20 protein-coding genes are annotated in these 20,139 nt (G+C 45.4%); 5 read left to right on the plus strand and 15 right to left on the minus strand.

Annotated features, from left to right (window positions below):
• Nucleotides 1-40: 40 nt before the first annotated feature.
• Together R7F64_RS16225 and R7F64_RS16230 are read left to right on the plus strand one after the other, a co-directional pair.
• Nucleotides 41-376, plus strand: a complete 336-nt coding sequence (locus tag R7F64_RS16225; protein WP_031781126.1) for an Hpt domain-containing protein — start codon at nt 41-43, stop codon at nt 374-376.
• A 34-nt stretch (nt 377-410) separates the two neighbouring features.
• Complete coding sequence (locus R7F64_RS16230; RefSeq protein WP_025767706.1) at nt 411-602, plus strand: hypothetical protein; 192 nt, start codon at nt 411-413, stop codon at nt 600-602.
• Nucleotides 603-672: 70 nt separating this feature from the next.
• Here the strand turns inward: R7F64_RS16230 and R7F64_RS16235 are convergent, their stop codons facing one another.
• The 4 genes from R7F64_RS16235 to R7F64_RS16250 all read right to left on the minus strand — a co-directional run bounded on the left by R7F64_RS16235 (nt 673) and on the right by R7F64_RS16250 (nt 3,469).
• On the minus strand, nt 673-1,134 hold the full coding sequence (locus tag R7F64_RS16235; protein WP_104980730.1) for an ATP-binding protein: 462 nt from the start codon (nt 1,132-1,134) through the stop codon (nt 673-675).
• Nucleotides 1,115-2,344: a PP2C family protein-serine/threonine phosphatase gene (locus tag R7F64_RS16240; protein ID WP_064376518.1), complete on the minus strand. Its 1,230-nt coding sequence runs from the start codon at nt 2,342-2,344 to the stop codon at nt 1,115-1,117. The genes R7F64_RS16235 and R7F64_RS16240 overlap by 20 nt, the downstream gene beginning before the upstream one ends.
• A 29-nt stretch (nt 2,345-2,373) precedes the next feature.
• The gene (locus tag R7F64_RS16245; protein WP_017820228.1) at nt 2,374-2,634 is read right to left on the minus strand and encodes a hypothetical protein; all 261 of its coding nucleotides are present in this window, start codon (nt 2,632-2,634) and stop codon (nt 2,374-2,376) included.
• Between the two features lie 220 nt (nt 2,635-2,854).
• On the minus strand, nt 2,855-3,469 hold the full coding sequence (locus tag R7F64_RS16250) for a glutathione S-transferase family protein (protein ID WP_054574314.1): 615 nt from the start codon (nt 3,467-3,469) through the stop codon (nt 2,855-2,857).
• Nucleotides 3,470-3,753: 284 nt separating this feature from the next.
• On the opposite strand from R7F64_RS16250, the gene R7F64_RS16255 reads away from it, so the two are divergent.
• Both R7F64_RS16255 and R7F64_RS16260 read left to right on the plus strand, forming a co-directional pair.
• The gene (locus R7F64_RS16255) at nt 3,754-4,329 is read left to right on the plus strand and encodes a TetR/AcrR family transcriptional regulator (protein WP_005375904.1); all 576 of its coding nucleotides are present in this window, start codon (nt 3,754-3,756) and stop codon (nt 4,327-4,329) included.
• Nucleotide 4,330: 1 nt separating this feature from the next.
• Nucleotides 4,331-4,735 (plus strand): PPC domain-containing DNA-binding protein, encoded by a 405-nt coding sequence (locus tag R7F64_RS16260; RefSeq protein ID WP_318071898.1) that lies wholly within the window; start codon nt 4,331-4,333, stop codon nt 4,733-4,735.
• A 98-nt stretch (nt 4,736-4,833) separates the two neighbouring features.
• Here R7F64_RS16260 and nirD read toward each other — a convergent pair whose 3' ends face one another.
• The 11 genes from nirD to R7F64_RS16315 form a co-directional block, all read right to left on the minus strand.
• Nucleotides 4,834-5,169: a nitrite reductase small subunit NirD gene (nirD, locus tag R7F64_RS16265; RefSeq protein ID WP_005450077.1), complete on the minus strand. Its 336-nt coding sequence runs from the start codon at nt 5,167-5,169 to the stop codon at nt 4,834-4,836.
• Nucleotides 5,170-7,689, minus strand: coding sequence for a nitrite reductase large subunit NirB (gene nirB / locus R7F64_RS16270; protein WP_318071899.1), 2,520 nt, complete (start codon nt 7,687-7,689; stop codon nt 5,170-5,172).
• Nucleotides 7,690-7,699: 10 nt separating this feature from the next.
• On the minus strand, nt 7,700-8,536 hold the full coding sequence (locus tag R7F64_RS16275) for an ABC transporter ATP-binding protein (protein ID WP_005450080.1): 837 nt from the start codon (nt 8,534-8,536) through the stop codon (nt 7,700-7,702).
• A gap of 11 nt (nt 8,537-8,547) precedes the next feature.
• Nucleotides 8,548-9,513, minus strand: a complete 966-nt coding sequence (locus R7F64_RS16280; protein ID WP_005375889.1) for an ABC transporter permease — start codon at nt 9,511-9,513, stop codon at nt 8,548-8,550.
• A gap of 72 nt (nt 9,514-9,585) precedes the next feature.
• Nucleotides 9,586-10,950 (minus strand): CmpA/NrtA family ABC transporter substrate-binding protein, encoded by a 1,365-nt coding sequence (locus R7F64_RS16285; protein ID WP_017818739.1) that lies wholly within the window; start codon nt 10,948-10,950, stop codon nt 9,586-9,588.
• Between the two features lie 265 nt (nt 10,951-11,215).
• Nucleotides 11,216-11,797: an ANTAR domain-containing response regulator gene (locus R7F64_RS16290; protein ID WP_318071900.1), complete on the minus strand. Its 582-nt coding sequence runs from the start codon at nt 11,795-11,797 to the stop codon at nt 11,216-11,218.
• Between the two features lie 73 nt (nt 11,798-11,870).
• On the minus strand, nt 11,871-12,788 hold the full coding sequence (locus tag R7F64_RS16295) for a dienelactone hydrolase family protein (protein WP_005375880.1): 918 nt from the start codon (nt 12,786-12,788) through the stop codon (nt 11,871-11,873).
• A 229-nt stretch (nt 12,789-13,017) separates the two neighbouring features.
• Nucleotides 13,018-13,971 carry a glycosyl transferase family protein gene (locus tag R7F64_RS16300; RefSeq protein WP_318071901.1) on the minus strand — a complete coding sequence of 318 codons (954 nt, stop codon included), beginning with the start codon at nt 13,969-13,971 and terminating at the stop codon, nt 13,018-13,020.
• Nucleotides 13,968-14,873 (minus strand): uroporphyrinogen-III C-methyltransferase, encoded by a 906-nt coding sequence (cobA, locus tag R7F64_RS16305; RefSeq protein ID WP_132936407.1) that lies wholly within the window; start codon nt 14,871-14,873, stop codon nt 13,968-13,970. Before cobA ends, R7F64_RS16300 begins: the two co-directional genes overlap by 4 nt.
• 20 nt (nt 14,874-14,893) lie before the next feature.
• Nucleotides 14,894-17,557, minus strand: coding sequence for a nitrate reductase (locus tag R7F64_RS16310; RefSeq protein ID WP_318071902.1), 2,664 nt, complete (start codon nt 17,555-17,557; stop codon nt 14,894-14,896).
• Between the two features lie 292 nt (nt 17,558-17,849).
• The gene (locus R7F64_RS16315; protein WP_031781129.1) at nt 17,850-18,284 is read right to left on the minus strand and encodes a GNAT family N-acetyltransferase; all 435 of its coding nucleotides are present in this window, start codon (nt 18,282-18,284) and stop codon (nt 17,850-17,852) included.
• 379 nt (nt 18,285-18,663) lie between these two features.
• On the opposite strand from R7F64_RS16315, the gene R7F64_RS16320 reads away from it, so the two are divergent.
• A complete protein-coding gene (locus R7F64_RS16320; RefSeq protein ID WP_017820237.1) occupies nt 18,664-19,920 on the plus strand; it encodes an aromatic amino acid transport family protein in 1,257 nt (418 codons plus the stop codon).
• Nucleotides 19,921-20,139: the final 219 nt, after the last annotated feature.

The raw sequence follows: 20,139 nt of genomic DNA on the forward strand, positions 1-20,139 counted from the left end.
CCGAAACATTCCTCTACCTCAACGTTTAATAGGGGTATACATGATTAATTTTGATGTTCTCAATACATACATGGATAACGACGTAGATCTGATCGTCACTGTTTTTTCTACATACCTTGAAGATCACACGAATGATATAGAGCGTATAGATGAGCTATATGCAAGCAAATGTTGGTCAGAACTCTATCTATTAGCTCATAGTTTAAAGGGCATTTTAGAGAGTTTCGGAGAAGACACCGCGGTCATTGCGTTTCAAAGAATAGAAGAAAAAACCAGAAACGATACAGCGCCAGATAGCTCAGATATAGCTATAGTTACTAAAGAGCTAGCTGCAATTAATCAACAAATCTTCACTTACTTGAAGAATATGCAATAAAGAAATTCAAGGCTTAACTGGGGGAAATATGGCAATGAATAATAGCAATTTCAGGGAGTTGATTGAGTCTCTCAAAGACTTAACACCAACTCAAAAAAGGTACTTACTTAGCCGTACAAAGATGGCGCTAGATGATGAAAGTAATATGTTAAACATCAGTGATATTCTAACACCAGAAGAGTTGGAGGCGTTACTATCACCGGCACCAACAACGAATACAAAATAACAATGATATACAACGCAACCGTCAGATTAACGCTAGGGACCAAGTGAAGCAAATCGACTTTGCTTGGTTGTTAGTTTCTCTCCCTATTCCTTTTCACTACAACAAACGTATTGTTTTCGAAACCTTTTTCCAATGTAAACAGGTCAGATAATTGAGCGACTAACAGCAGTCCGCGACCTGAGGAGGACCAACTATCGTCATCCATTAAGTTAGGTGCCTCAATCTGTTTATTTTTATGTTGGATGAACGTCTTTTCATTGATCGGCGCTCCGCAATCAGAGACTCTCAGTTCCACGAAACCGGACACTTGGTCATCCCCAACCCTACACTCCACTTCAATTGGTAGGCCTTCTATTTCACTGTAAGAATGAATATAAGCGTTATTCATGAGTTCAACGACACAAAGCTCCAATGATTGAATTGCATTTAAGGGGATTTGATGACCCATCAAAAACCGAACAACGTCTTTGCTCGCACTTCGTGAGTGAGTAAGGGAGCTCCCGTAAGTTCGTTTAAATTCGCTCTTTGACATTCTTTTCCTTAAAATCGAGCCTCTCACCATGCCATTTTACCTGTAAAAGGCTGGCATCATCATCAAACTCATCTTCGTTATGCCAAGATTGTACTTTTTTAAAGACGTCTCCCACTTGGTCTTCAACTGTCAGCGTGCAAACAACTTTTATACTCGATGCCAATCGTTGTAGTGAAAACATCTCCTCACCCTGCCTCGCTTCAATCAAACCATCCGAATAAAGCCACAATGCATCGCCCTCATCCAGACTAATTTGGTTACCGATATATTCCATCGGCTGCATTGCACCAACGATAAAGTTATCGTCACCTATCTGTTCCATCGTTTTCGTACTCGTTCGCCAAACTAAGATCCTGGGGTGGCCAGCCGTGCAATAGCTAAGTTGCCCTGATTTTGTGTTAAGAATGGCGTAAGCCATAGTAAAGTAAAGTTGACTGTTTCTAGTTTGCTGATAACGCCGATTTAGCCGTTCAATCACAGATGCAGGCTCACTTACGCAATAGCCGTCATCTCTCAACTCCATCGTGATCGAATCAGGCCCCTGACTTTGAGATAGCGTCTGTTGAATAGAAAAAGCCATCAAAGCTGAAGAAATACCATGACCAGAAACATCAAATACATAAAACGCAACATGTCGTTCATCGAGCTCCAAATACCCCAACATATCACCACCAATCTGGGAGCATGGTTTGTAGACATAGCTAAAATTTACATTCTGAATAGTTGATTCAGCAGGGAGTAGTTGCTCCATCAGATGACTAGCAGACTGTAGGTCTTGGTGAATTGTTTGATAGGCCGCATCTAGCTCTTTATTTCTCTCAACGAGTTTGTTGTGCAGTTCTAAAGTACGAAACCCCGCACGGATTCTGGCCTGAAGTTCCTCTACAGACGTCTTCTTATCTACGAAATCATCTGCGCCAGCATCAATGCCTTTCACGATCGAACTTTGGTCATTTCTAGAAGACAGTAGAACAAAGAAAATGTAACGTTCGCTAACTTTAGATTTTAATTGGCGACACAATTCAATACCATTAATTCCAGGCATCATTAAATCACTCAGCACAAACTGAATATCAGGGCGGTGGGTTAGCACCTCAAGCGCCGCTCTTCCGTCTTCAACTGCAACCACTTCATAGCCCTGCTTTTCCAATGCACTGCTGATGTAAAGCAGTACTGTTTTACTATCATCGACCAAAAGAATGGGTTTCATCTTCCTCCTTAATACGGTTGCTTTACTGGCTAACGCAAAACACTAGTCACTGACTGCTCATTTCTAAAACGGCTGTAGTCTTCGGCTAATAATTGGTGTTGATATCGAGTGTAAGACAACGCTTCATTAGAAATTAGTATCTGATGCTCTTTTTCGATTAACTGACTTTGCAGCCTTTCAATCTGTTCATTCTGCTGTGTGTAATTGAGGTACAGTGCGAATAGACCAAAAACCGAAACCATTAACAGGGCGATTAGAATATTATTGATAGTTTTCACTTGAATACTCATGACCTCTCCTTGTCTATTATTAGACTTTCCATGATGAAAGAGAGCGTCTACGGACCAAGAGCCCAAGGCTCTAAAACGCAACGAAGCAAATTGAGGTTGTTTTTCCAATTATAGGCGATAGGAGAAAAAATAAGAAAAATCTGAAAAAATTTGAATATCCTGCTGAGTTAAGAATCGGTAAGGTGGTAGCAGCGAGCTATCATCCACTCGCTGCAATACATTAACTCTGAAATGCAGGTCTAGCTAAAATTTGGTTATACCATCGAGCAATGTTTGGCGACGTCGATAGCACATCAATTTCTAGGCCTTTAATTGCGAAACTGATCAAAATAAAGCCTGTTATATCGACGATAGTAAAATGGTCTACGGCGATAAAATCATTATGTTCAAGGCGCTTGTCTAAGACAGGCAGAAATTCGTAGACGCGTTGTTTTGATTCTTCGCCCCATGCTTCAACGCAACGTTCTCTGTCTCCATAAACTCCGGTCATGTTTCGAAACGCCTGAAATGCCGCATTTAGTCCTTGGAACTCCACCACACGATGCCACATTTCTACCTGAGCACGTTCAAGCTGGTTAGCACCAAACAGCGCCAGATCATTTTCAAACGCTTCATCTAGGTAGCGACAAATCGCCACGCTTTCGCAGATCGCTGTGCCATCATCCAGTTCTAGTAGAGGCACTTTGCCATTCACGCTTTTCGATTTAAACGGTTCAGATAGGTTATCGCCCTCACGAACGTTCAGCGCAATTCGCTCAACCTCGCCACCGATTTCCTTTAGAAAAATGCTAACTCGCTTACAACTTGGAGTCATTGCGGTTTCATAGAGCTTCATTTCACATCCTTTTATCTTTTTCTAACCGATTGGTTAGGATATACTGTAGCCAGTTTATAAACGATCAGTCAAGAACTTCACTATCAAAAATTTTCAAACAGTTGTGGGTCTGTTTGCTGAGCGAGATTTTTGATGCCGTTTGTGAGTTCACATGAATTTGGGGGCTGATACCCAAGAATAGATGGGTATTCATCATATTGGTTCAGTTCGAACGCTAGAGGTTCTCTGTACCATCCCTCCAAAGCAATTTAATTACCCGATAAGCAGACCCAGGCAGGTAATTTATGGCAAGAAAAGCCAACTTCGACCGAGATGAAAAGCTTCTCGTGGCTATGGATGTGTTTTGGCGCAAGGGCTTTGCGAACACGTCCATCTCGGATCTCACCGACGAGTTGAACATCAACCGCTTCAGTCTTTACAACACCTATGGTGACAAGCAACAGCTCTACTACGAAGCGCTCGATACTTACTTAAAAAAGGTCTCACTACCGTCACTGAATGATTTGGAAAAAGACGACGCGTCCTTACCTGAGTTGGAATCGTTCCTTAAATCTTTTGCTGAGCTGCAACGCAAACGCAACTGTGGGTGCTTTATTCAAAATGCGTTGATTGAGCACGCTGGCGAAGACGATGACGTACTGCGCAAAGGGCATTTTTTGTTTGACCATCTTATCGACATCATTGCGGATGCGCTGACCAATGCGCAGAAAGAAACCTTAGTACCGAAAACGCTGAAACCAGAAGAACTCGCTCGTTTTGTTCTCAACAACATGCAAGGTATGCGCGTACTTGGCAAAGCCAAACGTTATGCCGATTTGGATACGGCGCTTTCCTGCTTGCTGGTTTTGATTAGGAAGTGACATGTCGATTGAAGTGATAGCGGTACGTCTTACCAAAGGCATGGACTTAAAGCTAAACCTAGCGAAATTGGTCGAGCAGTATGGTATCAAAGCAGGCTCGATTGCTTCATGCGTTGGTTGTGTCTCTGACCTCAACCTTCGTTTGGCAGGTGCAGAGAGTACGTTAACCAAACAAGAGCCATTTGAAATCGTCTCTGTGATGGGAACCCTAACGCCTGAACATCAGCACGTTCATATCTCGGTGTCTGATCGTGAAGGACGAGTCTGGGGTGGGCATTTGCTGGAAGGCACAGTGATTGATACTACCGCAGAATTGATCATCCATTCTTACTCAGAACTTGAGTTCACTAGAGCGATGGACGACTCGACTGGCTATACCGAACTACAAGTGAATCCTTGCGAATAATTAAAAGCTCCAGAGCCTTACCGTGTGGTCTCTGGAGCTTTATTCGCTTATCTCTTACGCTAAGAATTTACTCATATCGAGCAGGCAAATTTCTAGGATCATTCTTCGACTAAATAACAAACCTGATTATCGTCGACCGTTACTTGCCAAGTTTTTAGACAGTGCGTTTTGTCTTCTAAACACTGCCCGTTCTTTAAGCTGAAATGCTGTTTGTACAGTGGCGATGCAACACACATCTCACCATCAATATCACCGACAATCCCTCGACTCATTACATAAGCCTTACCAATTGGGTCCCAATCCTGAACAGCGTACACACCGCTATCTGGAATGTAGAATAAGGCCACATGCTCGCCTTCAATCAATACAGTGGCACCGATGAACGGCATTAAGTCATCAAGCTGACACAATTTCACTTTGGTTAACGCTGCCATTTACACCTCCTGTTTCACGGGAATACGCTGACCGCGCACACGTTGGTACGGCAAGACTTTGCTGCCCGACGTGCTGTTCAAGAAAGGACGGAAGCGTTGCAATTTTTGAGGATTATCCAACGTACTCTTCCACTCACACTGATAGGTATCTACGACTCGTGCCATTTGTTCATCCAAAGAGTCACATAGGTTGAGAGAGTCATCCAAAATCACTTGTTTAAGGTAGTCTAAGCCCCCTTCCATGTTCTCCATCCACACTGACGTGCGCTGTAAGCGATCAGCGGTGCTGACGTAGAACATCAATACTCGGTCGATCATGGTGATCAACTCTGATTTGGATAAGTCGGATGCAAACAAATCAGCGTGTCTTGGTCTCATGCCGCCATTCCCGCAAACGTATAGATTCCAGCCGTTTTCAGTGGCGATCACCCCAATGTCTTTACTTTGCGCTTCTGCACACTCGCGAGTACAGCCCGATACGGCAAACTTAAGCTTATGGGGCGCTCGCAATCCTTTGTAGCGGTTCTCTAACTCAATGGCTAACCCAACCGAATCATCAACACCATAACGACACCAAGTAGAACCGACGCAAGATTTCACGGTGCGCACCGATTTGCCGTAGGCGTGCCCTGTTTCAAAACCAGCATCAATCAAGGTTTGCCAGATTTCAGGAAGCTGTTCTAACTGCGCACCAAATAAATCTACGCGCTGACCGCCAGTGATCTTGGTGTACAGATCGTATTGCTGAGCAACTTCACCTAGCACGATAAGTTTGTCTGGTGTGATTTCGCCGCCCGGAACACGAGGCACAATCGAGTAAGAACCATCTTTTTGCAGGTTTGCCATAAAGGCATCATTAGAATCTTGCAGAGATTGATGCTGTGGCTCCATGATGTGTTCATTCCACAAAGAAGCAAACACAGATGCTGCCGTAGGCTTACAGATATCACACCCATACCCTTTGCCATGCAGTGCAATTAAGGTGTCGAAGTCTTTGATTTGTTCCACCTGGCAAATATGGAACATCTCTTGGCGACTGAGCTCAAAGTGCTCACAAAGGTGGTTGTTGACCTCTACCCCCATGGCTGCCAGTTGAGTATCCAATACCGATTTGACCATATTGCTACAGCCACCACAGCCAGTACCAGCTTTGGTGTTGGCTTTAAGATCTGTCAGGTTGGTAGTGCCAGCTTGAATCTCGGCAACTAAGTCGCCTTTTGTGACGTTGTGACAAGAACAGATGATGGCGCTGTCTGGCATCTCTCCGTCCAGCATTCCGGTATCAAATAGCAGGTTCGCAGCGTGGTCTGGCAGGACCGTTTTGTTCAAATAACACTGTAAGAGCGCATCGTAGTCGCTATTGTCACCGACGAGAATCGCACCAAGCAATTGGGTGCCGCTCGCATCAACCACCAGCTTTTTGTAGATGCCTGCAACCGCATCTTGCAACACCATTTCCTGTGCGCCTTCGGTTTGCATTTGTGCATCGCCGATAGACGCCACATCCACCCCAAGTAGCTTGAGCTTGGTGCTCATGTCTGCGCCTTTAAAACCTTCGCTTGGCATACCAGTCAAGACATCGGCAGTGGTTCTCGCCATGGTGTAACCGGGTGCGACTAAACCAAAGATCTTCTGCTCCCAAAGAGCACATTCGCCAATCGCATAAATATTCTCATCGCTGGTTTGGCATTGGTTGTTAATCACAATACCGCCTCGCTCGCCTACTTCTAGCTCAGCCATTTTTGCCAGCTCATCTTGAGGGCGAATCCCTGCGGAAAAGACAATCACATCCACTTCGAGAGGATCTTTGTCTTTAAACACCATGCGATGCTTAGCCGTTTCACCATCGCAGATTCGTTCCGTACCCGTTGAGGTGTGAACGGTTAGCCCTAGCGCCTCAATCTTCTCTTTTAGCACTAAGCCAGCACCATCATCTAACTGTACGGGCATCAGGCGAGGTGCAAACTCAATGACGTGAGTTTCTAGCCCCAACAGTTTGAGTGCGTTTGCCGCTTCTAAGCCCAACAAGCCGCCGCCAATCACTGCGCCTGTTCTTGCACCTTCACATGCCTTTTTGATTTGTGAAAGGTCATCAAGCGTGCGGTAGACAAACACGTTATCGCGGTCTTTACCTTCAATTGGCGGCACAAATGGGTACGAACCAGTAGCGAGCACAAGTTGGTCGTAACCCAGCACATCTTCACCATCAAGCAGAATGCGCTTTTGCTCTCTGTCGATGCCTGTTACTTGGCTGCCAAGTACGAGTTGGATGCCATGCATGTCGTACCATTCTTGGTTACTCAGCATCAAATCATCATGAGACTTACCCGCAAATAAAGAAGAAAGTTGTACACGGTCATACGCGATAAAGCGCTCTGCACCAATCACGGTAATTAGGTGCTCCAAATGCGCGTTTTTCTGCACTAATTGCTCGACGAGGTGTTGCCCGACCATACCGTTGCCTACCACAACGATGTGGCTCAATGCGTTCTTTACTGGAATCGTTAAAGGACTGTTCATCGCTGCCTCCTTATGCCGTTTGCGCTGCGGTTTTGGGTTTGTCTTCTTTCGAAGCAGGAATCTCGACTTTGGATTGCTTCTCGTAAAGGAACTTCAACACCGCTTGTCGACACTTCTGATACTGCGCATCATCCGCCAGTGCTACACGCTCACGAGGGCGAGGTAGATTTACTTCTAACACCTCTCCAATGGTTGCTGCCGGTCCGTTAGTCATCATCACGATTTTGTCGGATAGCAGCACCGCTTCATCCACGTCGTGGGTAATCATGATGACGGTGTTGTTTAGCTCGGCTTGAATCTTCATCAGTGCATCCTGCAAATGCGCACGAGTTAACGCATCCAACGCGCCAAATGGCTCATCCATCAGTAGAACCTTTGGTTGAAGTGCCAGTGCTCTCGCGATGCCGACTCGCTGCTTCATACCACCCGAGATTTCATCGGGCTTTTTGTGCGCGGCATGCTGCATTTGAATCAACTCCAAATAGTGGTTCACTTGTTCCTGAATCCACGCTTTGCCCTTTTTGCCGGCAATTTGTTTTACTGCGAGCTCAACGTTTTGATACACGGTTAACCAAGGCAATAATGAATGGTTTTGGAACACCACTGCGCGGTCGGGTCCCGGTCCTGCCACCTCTCGTCCATCGACGATCACGCCGCCGTCTGTTGGCATGTGTAGACCCGCAACTAAGTTCAATACCGTTGATTTACCGCAGCCAGAGTGGCCAATCAGGGATACAAACTCACCTTTATTGATTTGTAAATCGACGTTCTTAAGCGCGATGAACTCGCCATCTGGCGTTGGGAATCGCATCCCTAAACGCGTTAGATCTAATAATGCTTTTTCCATGATCTTTTCCCTTATCTCAACGCTTGTTGTTTATTCCAAGACAGCCACTTTTGAAGTTGCAGCATGCCTCTATCGAGCATCAAACCAATAAAGCCGATTGTGATGACCGCGACCATAATGCGACCCAATGATGCCGAGCTGCCGTTTTGGAATTCATCCCAAACGAACTTGCCTAACCCAGGGTTCTGCGCGAGCATTTCTGCCGCAATCAATACCATCCAAGCGATACCTAAAGAGAGGCGTAAACCGGTGAAGATCATTGGAATGGCAGAAGGTAAAACGATGGTGCGTATGTGCTGCCACCACGAAAGTTGGAGCACTTTACTCACGTTGATTAAGTCTTTATCAACGCTCGTTACACCCACAGCGGTATTAATCAGCGTCGGCCATAAGCTACACAGCGCCACAGTGATTAGAGAGTTAATGAACGACTTAGCAAACATCGGGTCATCACTTACATAGGTGGCACTTACAACCATGGTAACGATAGGCAGCCAAGCCAAAGGTGATACGGGCTTGAGCAATTGAATGATTGGGTTGAACGCTTGATACAGCCCTTGATTAAGACCAAGCACGATGCCAAGCGGAATTGCGATAACCGTCGCCAGCAAAAAACCCGCGGTTACAGTCACTAAGCTTGTTATGATTTGGTCGAAGAACGTCGGTTTACCTGTGTAAGGACGAATCTTCACTTCCGCGTCCGGATTCTTGGCTAACTTCGCAGCATTACGTTTTTCCTGACGCTCGATAAACGCTTGTTCCTTTTCTCGCTCTTGCCAATGGTCATCGACAAGGTTGCTGAACTGCTGAAAAGTTTGCACTGGCCCTGGTAGCGTACCTAATGAGGTTTGCACTTCTCTCGCTGCTAAGTGCCACATTGCCAAAAAGATCAGCAAGCCAATGACGGGCAAAAGCACCAGCCGACTTCGGTTCACTACCTGCTTAGCAGGAAACAGGGAAATGACATTACTAGACATACTCACTCCTAAGAAATTTACATCCTTGTTGCCACAAGCGAATTCCCTCGCCTGTGGCGTTTATCGTTATGGTTAAACCTTGTCTTTTCCTTTAAGCCCGATAGAGAACTTCTCTAGATATTTATTTGGCTCGCGACCGTCATAAACGATGTTGTCGATAAAGTGTGTTTGTGGCGCACGGAAACCATCTTCAGCACTAAAATCTGGGAAGTCTTTTTTGCTCAACACACCATCTTCAATCAGTGCTTGAGCCGCTTGTTGGTAAATGTCCGGACGGTAAACCTCTTTTGCGACATCCATGTACCAATCATCGGATTTCTCGCTTGAGATCTGTCCCCAGCGACGCATTTGGGTCAGGTACCAAATCGCATCGCTGTAATACGGATAAGTGGCGTTATGACGGAAGAACACGTTGAAGTCTGGCACGTCTCGTTTGTCGCCTTTCTCGTATTCAAATGTGCCCGTCATCGAGTTGGCGATAACTTCGGCATCGGCTCCAACGTATTCGCTTTTTGATAGCATCTTCACTGCTTCTTGGCGGTTGGCATTGTCGTTTTCATCCAACCAATGTGCCGCCCGAATCAAGGCTTTCACTACGCGAATGTGCGTGTTTGGATACTTCTCAGCCCAAGCTTTGGAAACACCAAACACTTTCTCTGGGTTGTTCTTCCAGATCTCGTAATCGGTCACGACTGGCGTACCAATACCTTTGAATACGGCTTGTTGGTTCCATGGTTCGCCTACGCAGTACCCTTTGATCGTGCCCGCTTCCATTGTTGCTGGCATTTGTGGTGGCGGTGTAACACTCAAAAGAACGTCAGCATCCAACTGGCCACTGTTATCGCCTGAGTCTGGTGCGTAAAAACCTGGATGAATCCCACCTGCCGCTAACCAGTATCGCAACTCATAGTTGTGCGTCGATACAGGGAACACCATCCCCATGTTGAACGGTTTGCCTTTATCCAGATAGCTGTCGACCACAGGCTTCAGTGCATCCGCTTTGATTGGGTGAACTGGCTTGCCATCTGGTTGCTTTGGAATGTATTGCTTCATCTGCTCCCAAGTATCATTGGAAACCGTGATTGCGTTGCCGTTCAAATCCATACTGAACGCAGTAATCACTTCTGCTTTTGTGCCAACACCAATCGTTGCGCCCAATGGCTGACCAGCAAGCATGTGCGCGCCAGCAAGCTCACCGTCGATGACTCGGTCTAATAGCACCTTCCAGTTTGCTTGTGCTTCTAAAGTGACGTACAAGCCTTCGTCTTCAAAAAAGCCTTTCTCATAAGCAACCGCCAGCGGTGCCATATCAGTTAACTTAATAAAACCAAACTTCAGATCTTCAATTTCTGGTTCACCCAACTCTGCCTTTACACTGACCGCGGTGAATACCGATAACGAAATTGCTGACACTTTCAGCATCGAACTCCATTTCATTGGTTTGCTCCCATAAAAAAAGCGCCACTGCTCCGAAGAGCAGTAGCGCCGTTGCTAAGTCTACAATTACCGCCGTTGATAATTGAGATAAGCGATTCAACAATAAACCCAATTCTTCTAATCCAATTACTGTGCCAACTTATTTTTCACAGTAAATACAATAGATTAGTATATCTTTCCGTTTGTTATTCCCTGTTATTGCTTGCTGATAGTGCAACACGCACCACGTTAGAAAACGCACCCTAACCCCAAAGTGGTAGAGCAACTAATCCAAAACTTCCAAAGTAGTTATCAAATTCTTGGCAACTTGTGCGAGCGTTTGGCTCGATTGCATGGCTGAATTTCTTAGCGCTTTATAAGCCTGTCCTTCATCAACGCTGTGCATCTTCATCAGCAGACCTTTCGCTTTTTCCACCAGCTTGCGCTCTTCAATCTTATTGGTCAGTAATTCAATTTCCGATTGCATACTTTCGAATTTCGCTCTCACTAATGTCGCATGTTCAATCCAAGGTTGAAGTGCAAACTCACTATCGTGCGGCATAAGAACATAGTCCATTTTTTCTGATAAACGATTGATATCATTGGATGATAATTGCTTTAAGACGATAAGAAGTGGTGCCGATTTTCTGCGGCAGAAATCGACGATCAAACGCAGTTCCGCGGTTGGTTGCTGCCATCCAACCACAACGCTTGCTGACGGTTCTCGCTGCATAAGCGTTTCTAGTTGTGCCAATTGGCAGCCAATGATGTTGTCGTAATCTTTGCTCAACAAACCGGACAATCGAGCCTGCTCTTGGAGGCCATCACAGCATACTATAATGGGTGTTTTTGACGTTGATTGAGTCATGCACATTCCTTGTTTATATCTCACTCACTAAGAGAGACATAACAAGGAATGTGCCAACTAAAGTTGAAGCGTTTTAACTAGAGGCGAGATGTTCTTTGAAGAAGCCGAGTGTGCGCTCCCAAGCGAGTGCTGCTTCTTCCGGTGCGTAGCGTGCTGTTGAGTCGTTATGGAAGCCGTGGTTGACGTTCTCATACATTAGCGCTTGATACTGAGCGTCGGTTGCAATTAACTGCTGCTCATAGGCAGGCCATGTGTCGTTAACACGCTTATCGAGCCCTGCAAAGTGAATCATCAAAGGCCCTTTGACTTGCTTTTGGATCTCTTGCGCCGCTGGTGTTCCATAGAAAGGCACACCTGCATCGAGCTCTTCTGGCATTACCGCTGCAAGCATGTTGACAATGTATCCACCGAAGCAGAATCCAACCGCGCCCAATTTACCGTTGCCACCCTCGTATTGTTTGAGGAAGTTAGCGGCTGCAATAAAGTCTTGTTCGATCTTGGCTCTGTCCATCTCTTTCTGCATTGCGCGACCTTCATCGTCGTTCCCCGGATAGCCGCCGAGTGGATAAAGTGCGTCTGGAGCGAAAGCAATAAAGCCATCTTTTGCAAGTCGTCTTGCGACATCTTTGATATAAGGGTTCAGACCTCGATTTTCATGAATCACCAACACGGTCGGCGATTTTAAGGTCTTCTTCTGTGGCATCACCAAATAGCCACGCCCTTCTCCATGCCCATTTGGAGATGGAAAGGTTTCGTAAGTTGCTTTGATGTCAGGATCGTTAAATGAAACTTGTTCTGCGAGTGCGTAATTCGGGGTTAACGCGTCGACCAGTGCTGTCATGCTAAAGCCAAGTACCGCAAGGCCACCCAGCCTATTTAGAAACTCACGGCGCGTGATTTTTCCGTGGGCGTATTCGTCGTACCAATCGAAGGCTTCTTGCGGGATCGGATGAGAAGCCTTTTCACTAGGAGTGGTATGCTTTAGAACCATTATCCATGTCCTCTGTGTCTTACCATATGGGATTTTCTCATTCTCAAACGCGAAGCTAAAAACGAACGCGATTGAGGCTAAAACTGCGGTTTCACCACTCTGATACGGAGCAAGGTGGTGAAACACATCATTGGCGAGCTAGGATCTTTTACCTTCTTCAAACAATAGATAATGGATTCAGATTCAACAACTTTGCGTCGTTGGTTTTACATTAATTGACAATAGTATCTTATTGCTGGCCGCAATAGGCTTGCCAGTAAGAGAAAGCTCGTTCGAATGCTCTTTCCCTGTCGTGCATTTGTGCAAACAAGACTACTGTCATTGTGGCGAGAACCGTATTCGCCATTTGGTTCATGTCATCTTCTGACGTCCCAAACGGGCAGTTCGCAGGCATTGGCACCTCAGACAGCATTTGCTCCGTCCAGTAGTGCGATGTCACGCCGCTTGTTTGGCTTAACCATACGGTTTGACTTACTTTCGGGTTGTATTCTGACTCACCCGATTGTCCTTTAAATGACACAACAGCGTGAGCGGTTTGACCAATCTCGTATTCGACTTCAGCATGAAGTTGTTGGAATCCAGGATGGAAGCTACCACGAATACCAACCGTCGCCTGCCCCGGATTCAATGCTCGAACCACAGTATTAATCGGCGTTCTAAGCCCATAACGATTCTTCCAACCGATCATGGTTTCTGCTTGAGGAGCAAACGCACTCAGCGGCAGATACACAATGTTTTGTGTTTCTAATACACGCTTTGCGTCTTCTGCTGATTCCGCTTTCGTAATAGCAAATTTGTCGAGGTAGTCTTCAGCGTGTAAACGACCAGATTGGCGGTCGTGATAGCCGTGCATCAACACTTTATGACCATTATCGGCGAGGATCTTTGCTGCCAACAGGTGCCAAGGTTGACCTGCCGCTTCACGTTTGCCTGCATAACATGGCCAGTCGATGTCTGCACCAATAGCTGGCATGCGGGATTGGAATGCTTTCACAAAGCCAGCGATTTCTTGTTGAGTTTCGTTCTGTACACGGATCAGCATCAATAGCATTGCCATCTGATCGTCGTCGCACTCACCGTTTAGGTATTCATCCATAACTCGAAACGCTTGGTCAAAGTTCAGTGGTTTTCTACCACGTTCGCCACGACCGACTGTTCTGATACATTCCAAAATGCTGCTCATATTCCCTCGTATTCCGTCACTGACTGTACGGTTTCTATTAGTTGTTCGCGCAGTTTGACAACTTCTCCCATCACAATCAATGCTGGGCTCACGCCTTTAAGTGTAATTGATAAATCATTGAGCTGATTGAGTTGGGTAACATGAACTTGTTGTTGAGGGCTGCAACCATGAGTAATGATCGCGACAGGGAAATCTGCTCTCAAACCGGAGCCTAATAAACCCGTTTGTATTTGCGATGACTTTTCTAACCCCATATAGAAAACTAACGTTTGTCCGCTTTGCATCAGTTGGTTCCACGCTTCAAATGCGCCTGTTACCACTTGCCCAGTAACAAAGGTAACGCTGCGAGCAACGCCACGATGAGTCAGCGGAATCAAGCTGTTTGCTGAACATCCAATCGCAGCAGTAATACCGGGGATGACTTCGTACGCGACTGAGTTTTTGACGAGCGCTAACGCCTCTTCGCCTCCACGGCCAAATACGAAAGGATCTCCCCCTTTTAAGCGCACAACTCGCTTTCCTTGCTGAGCGAGCGACACCATCAAGTCACAAATTTCTTCCTGACCAATACTGGGTTGTCCGCATCTTTTGCCCACGTAAATCCAATCAGCTTGTGGCGAAGCCAACTCCAAAATATCTTTGTTAACCAAACGGTCGTAAAGCAACACCTCTGCCGACATAATCGCTTTCACAGCCTTTACCGTTAACAAGTCAGGATCGTGCGGCCCTGCTCCGACAATCGAGACAAAACCTTTGTGGTTCACGTCCAGGTCTAGTGAATGGTCTTCTAAAAGTTGGTTCAGTTTGCTTGCTTGATCATGCTTAGAAAAGCGAGACGAGCGTTCTTGTTTCTGACTCGCTTGTCCTTTCTTAAACCAAGACTTTTGATAAGGCGCTTCCATGTGCTTATCCTCTTTATGACTTACATTATTTGAATAGCCAAACTTTGCTGGTTCGCTTGCTGTTTGCCCTTTTGATGCTGATGGCTGTCGACCATTTGTTTGATTTGAGAGACGCACGAGCCACAGTTAGTACCGCATTTGAGTTTGTTTTGAAGTTGGGTCACTGACGTGCAGTCTTGTTTCTCCATCGCGTCATGTATTTGTTTATCGGTAACGCGGAAACAACTACAAACCAGTTTGGCACTGCTTTGCGATTGAGTGATGGTAAGCAGTTGCGATAGCTCCATCGGCTTGCCAATCAAGCCGGTAAAGTTGGTGTAGTCGGTTTGAATCGGTTCACTAGACACCACCAAAACAGAGCGAATGATACGCACGTCTCCAACAAGGTCATAGTCCACCGCTAGCCAACCTTGGGCAATATCTATCGTAATTCTGCGGCTCTTTTCCGTTCGACAAAAACTCTGCTTCTTTGGTCGCTTATCATGTGCAAAGCGCCAAATGCCCAAATTGCTTTCTGCTTGAAATGCGCTGTAGAGAAATTTAACGGAATCAAACTGTGTACCGATGAACATACCGTAGGTTTTGACCGCGGCGTCTTGCACTTCAACATAAGACGACTTAAATGCAGGCTGCCCTGAAATAGGGTCTTTTGCGCTGTTTACTATCGCATTAACACTGCTTTCACCGCCATATCGACCCGCCCAGTGCATTGACATAAACAGCTCCTGAAAACCCAAACCTTCATCAATGGCAACTTTGGCATAAATACCGGTGTTTGAAGCAGGCTGAAACAGCTTGGTGAGCTGTCCTGCTTTTAAGCGATTTTGAGTGGCAGAGAGCGTGTTCATGTACACGGTTGGTTCTAACTCTGAGGCGGCAAGGTGGGCGATATGCCCTGTGCGCGTCATGGTATGCCATTGGTCACGTTGCCTGCCCGTATTGAGCCACCAGCCTTTTGTTCTTTCTAAGCGCGTTGGAGATTCACTGGTCACGACAAAACGCGCTTTTCCATCTGGGTGTGAATAGACGCCATCAGCAAAAGGGCGCTCTCCTCCCCATTGTGTCGGCACCCACTCTTCGTATTCTTGCTCGGTTAAGTTGGCGTATTGAGAAAGATCTAGCTTCAATGGCGAATCTGCATTCATGCCTGTCATCGTGGCATATTCCCTGAATACCGCCCGCTCAGAAGTAAACGCAAAGCCATTTTGTGTCTTTTCCAATGCACACAGAGCTTGCCCGACTTGGCTTATCGTCCACCAATCTGATTTTGCTTCACCCGGAGGCGTTTGAAACTGGCGCTGCCTTGAAAGTCGACGCTCAGAATTGGTCACCATGCCTTGCTTCTCCCCCCAGCCAGCGGCGGGTAGCAATAGGTCCGCGTAATGCGCTACATCCGAATCCGCTGTGATATCGGAAACAATCACAAACGGACAAATCTCTAGTGCACGTTTTACCAATTGGTTATCTGGCAAAGAGACAACAGGATTGGTAGCCATAATCCACAGAACTTTAATCTCACCACGTTCTACCGCCTCAAACAGTTCAACGGCTTTTAAACCGGGCTGAGTGGCAATTTCTGGTGAATCCCAGAACGCCTGCACTTGTTTGATAGACTCTGCGTCAAAAGCACGATGAACCGCTAACTGATTGGCCAATCCACCGACTTCTCGCCCACCCATCGCATTCGGCTGACCTGTAATAGAAAACGGACCACAACCTGACTTAGCAATTTTACCTGTCGCCAAATGTGCATTAATAATGGCATTGCCTTTATCGACACCATTTTCGGCTTGGTTAACCCCTTGGCAAAACAACGTGATTGCGGTTGGGCTTTGTGCAAACCATTGGAAGAATGTCGTGAGTTTTTCTTCTGAAATCCCAATGGAAGACGTTAGATTAGTGACATCGTAACGCAAATCAGAAGCTTCTTCTGCAAGCGCATCAAACCCGTCGGTATAGGAATTTATGTATTGAGAATCAACGCATTGCTGCTCAATAAGAAACTTAAGCAGCCCATTAAAAAGTGATACATCCCCATCGTTTTTAATCGGTAGATGCAAATCGGCTTGCTGCGCGGTGACCGTTTCACGCGGGTCAATGACCACCAGCTTGAGGTTAGGATTGCTTTCTCTCGCTTGTTGAATACGTCGGAATAAAACAGGATGCGTCCAAGCGGTATTAGCACCGCAAATTATCAATAGCTCAGTCTTATCAATATCGTCGTAATTGACGGGAACGACATCTTCACCAAATGCTCGTACATAAGCCGCAACCGCCGAAGACATACACAAACGGGAGTTCGTATCGATGTTTGCGCTGCCAACATAGCCTTTCATGAGTTTGTTGGCGACATAGTAGTCTTCCGTCAACAACTGGCCTGACACGTACATCGCGACGGATTCCGGTCCAAACTCTGCTTTCGCTTGATGAATCTTTTCTGCAATCAGATCCGTGGCTTGTTGCCATTGCACTTCTTGCCCTTGAGGTCGCTGCTTGGTGACAAGCTTTGGATACAGCAAGCGCGAAGGCATATTCAAGCTCTCTGCCAACGCGACACCCTTTACGCACAGTGAGCCCGCATTTGCAGGATGACACGCATCCCCAACGATTCCTTTCGCATTGACCTCGACACCACATCCAACACCACAATAGGGACAAGTGGTTTTTTTGCATCCTTGCGACATAACACCTCCAGTGCGATTCAGCCCAACTTACTAGCAAAAAAAAGCCTCTCCCGAATCGAGAGAGGCAGCAATGCCTTTAACGCTGTTAGTACATTTTCAAAAAGTAATACCCTATACCGCTCTCGCCTGCTATTGAGAGCGGCGCATCGAGTTATCGATGAACGTTTATGTAAAGCAAGTGAGGTGCCAAGATTAAAAACCTTTACTATACAAAAGGTTAGCTTAAAACCAATTATAGCAACGTAATGCTACGCACTGATTGTGTGCAAATTTCGGTCATTATCGTGCAGAATTACTTTACTAATTCCATGACTAACCTGGATTCTTCGTCACCAAAATAATGCGCTTCTTCTTCTAACGTTTTAAAGCCAAGGGAGAGGTATAAAGACAATGCAGGTTGGTTCTTAGGATCGACAGTCAATTTCACGCTTGAGCCTAACTTCAACGGCGCAATAACGTTTTCTAGGAGGGAACGCGCAATACCTTTACCTCTATGTTGAATATCGACGGCCAATGACATGATCCAATATTGATGTGCATTTGTGCTAGTCGTTAGCAATATATACCCTGCGACCTGCTCTCCCTCTTTTGCTACCAGTAAACTCTCTCCCCAACAATCAAAAGCTTGCCGAAAGAAAAATTGAGGATAGGCGTGTTCTCCAAATAAAGTATTTTCGAGCTTATATATGGCAAATAAGTCCTCTTTTTGCGCAGACAAGATGTCCATTCAATGACTCCTTCTTTAACATGAATGGCAGCAGTATACCTAAATCTCATCTAAATGACGGGACACAAACATCTCAATTAAGTGCTTAAGAAATGTAATATTCTTCCTGAAAATTAGGCCTAACTCACTTAGAACATACATCCGTGATTAAGTTTTAACCGCAAAATCAAAAACTACACAAAATGAAAATTTCAATACATACAACCATTAAATGCATCAAATTTAAGAACTTTATTCTGGTTTGTTGAAAAATTCATAGTTGGATAATTTACAACCACCCCAAATTCACAGCATTATTCACCAAGCTTCGCGTGTGATAATAAACACTAAAACCTTTACCATTTTCAGCATTATTATTTTTATAAAAGCGAGTTTTAAAGTGAAAGAATCTCGAAATGCCTTAAATCCTAGTGAAATAAACACAACCACAGCTTGGTCAAAACATGATACACATTGGGTTCTTAGCCTATTTGGAACAGCCGTTGGCGCAGGCATCCTGTTTCTGCCAATTAACCTTGGGATCGGTGGTTTTTGGCCTTTAGTCGCGATGGCAGTACTTGCTTTTCCAATGACCTATCTTGCGCACCGTGGCTTAGCTCGTTTTGTACTATCTTCTAAGATCAAAAACGCAGACTTCACTGATGTAGTGGAAGAGCACTTCGGCGCAAAAGCAGGTCGTTCTATTTCACTGCTGTATTTTCTTTCGATCTTCCCGATCCTGTTGATATATGGTGTTGGAATAACAAACACAGTAGATAGCTTCATGGTAAATCAGGCTGATATGGCTTCTTTACCTAGACCTTTGCTTTCTGGCGTACTAGTGTTTGCACTAATTGCTATTATGATGGCGGGTGAAAAAGTAATGCTACGGGCCTTTGCCATCATGGTGTTCCCACTTGTTGCCATTCTTGCCTTTCTATCATTTTACTTAATACCGAACTGGACCATGCCTGTCATGGATGTGCCAGAAGCGTCAGCTTTTGCTAGCACTATGTGGTTAGCAGTTCCTGTAGTGATTTTCTCGTTTAGTCACGCAGCTGCAATTTCAAGCTTTGCAAATGTACAACGTCGCCATTACGGTAAGCAGGCAGATGCCAAATCCGAAGTTATTCTTCGTCGCACTAGCATCATGCTGATTGCCTTTGTTCTTATTTTTGTATTTTCCTGTGTACTAACACTGTCACCTGAACAATTGGCTCAAGCAAAAGAACAAAACGTATCCGTATTGTCTTACTTAGCGAACGCAACCGATAATCCATTTATTGCAACACTTGGTCCTTTAGTAGCGTTTGTTGCTATCACTTCATCTTTCCTTGGGCATTTTTTAGGTGCGCGTGAAAGCTTAAATGGTTTAATTAACAAGCATTTTAACCTATCTGAGAAGCGTGTTGATCGTATCAGCGTGGCAGCACTGTTCTTCTCAATCTGGGCGGCCGCGATCATGAACCCAAGTATTCTTGGTATGATGGAAGCATTGTCAGGGCCTGTTATTGCAATGATCTTATTTATTATGCCAATGTTAGCGGTGTATAAAATCGAGGCGATGAAACAATATCGAGGAAATGTCTCTACTTACTTTGTTCTAGCAGCAGGCATTGTGGCGGTAAGTGCATTGATTTTTAGCTTCTTCAGCTAATAACTAAAGACTAGCTTGGATTTTCAGGGGAATACCTTACACAAGGTTAAGGTGATTCCCTGAATTTTCTTACTCTTTAAAAGGTAATCATCGTTACCCTTGACTCTTAAATAAGAGCGAAAACACCCGCAATCATAAGTACTGAAGCGATGCAGGTACGGCCGATAATGCCGAAGTGCGAAGGTTGAATCATTTCATTATGCATAGTTAATCTCCTAT

Source organism: Vibrio sp. Vb1980 (assembly GCF_033338615.1).
In the GTDB taxonomy this organism is placed as follows: Bacteria; Pseudomonadota; Gammaproteobacteria; order Enterobacterales; family Vibrionaceae; genus Vibrio; species Vibrio alginolyticus.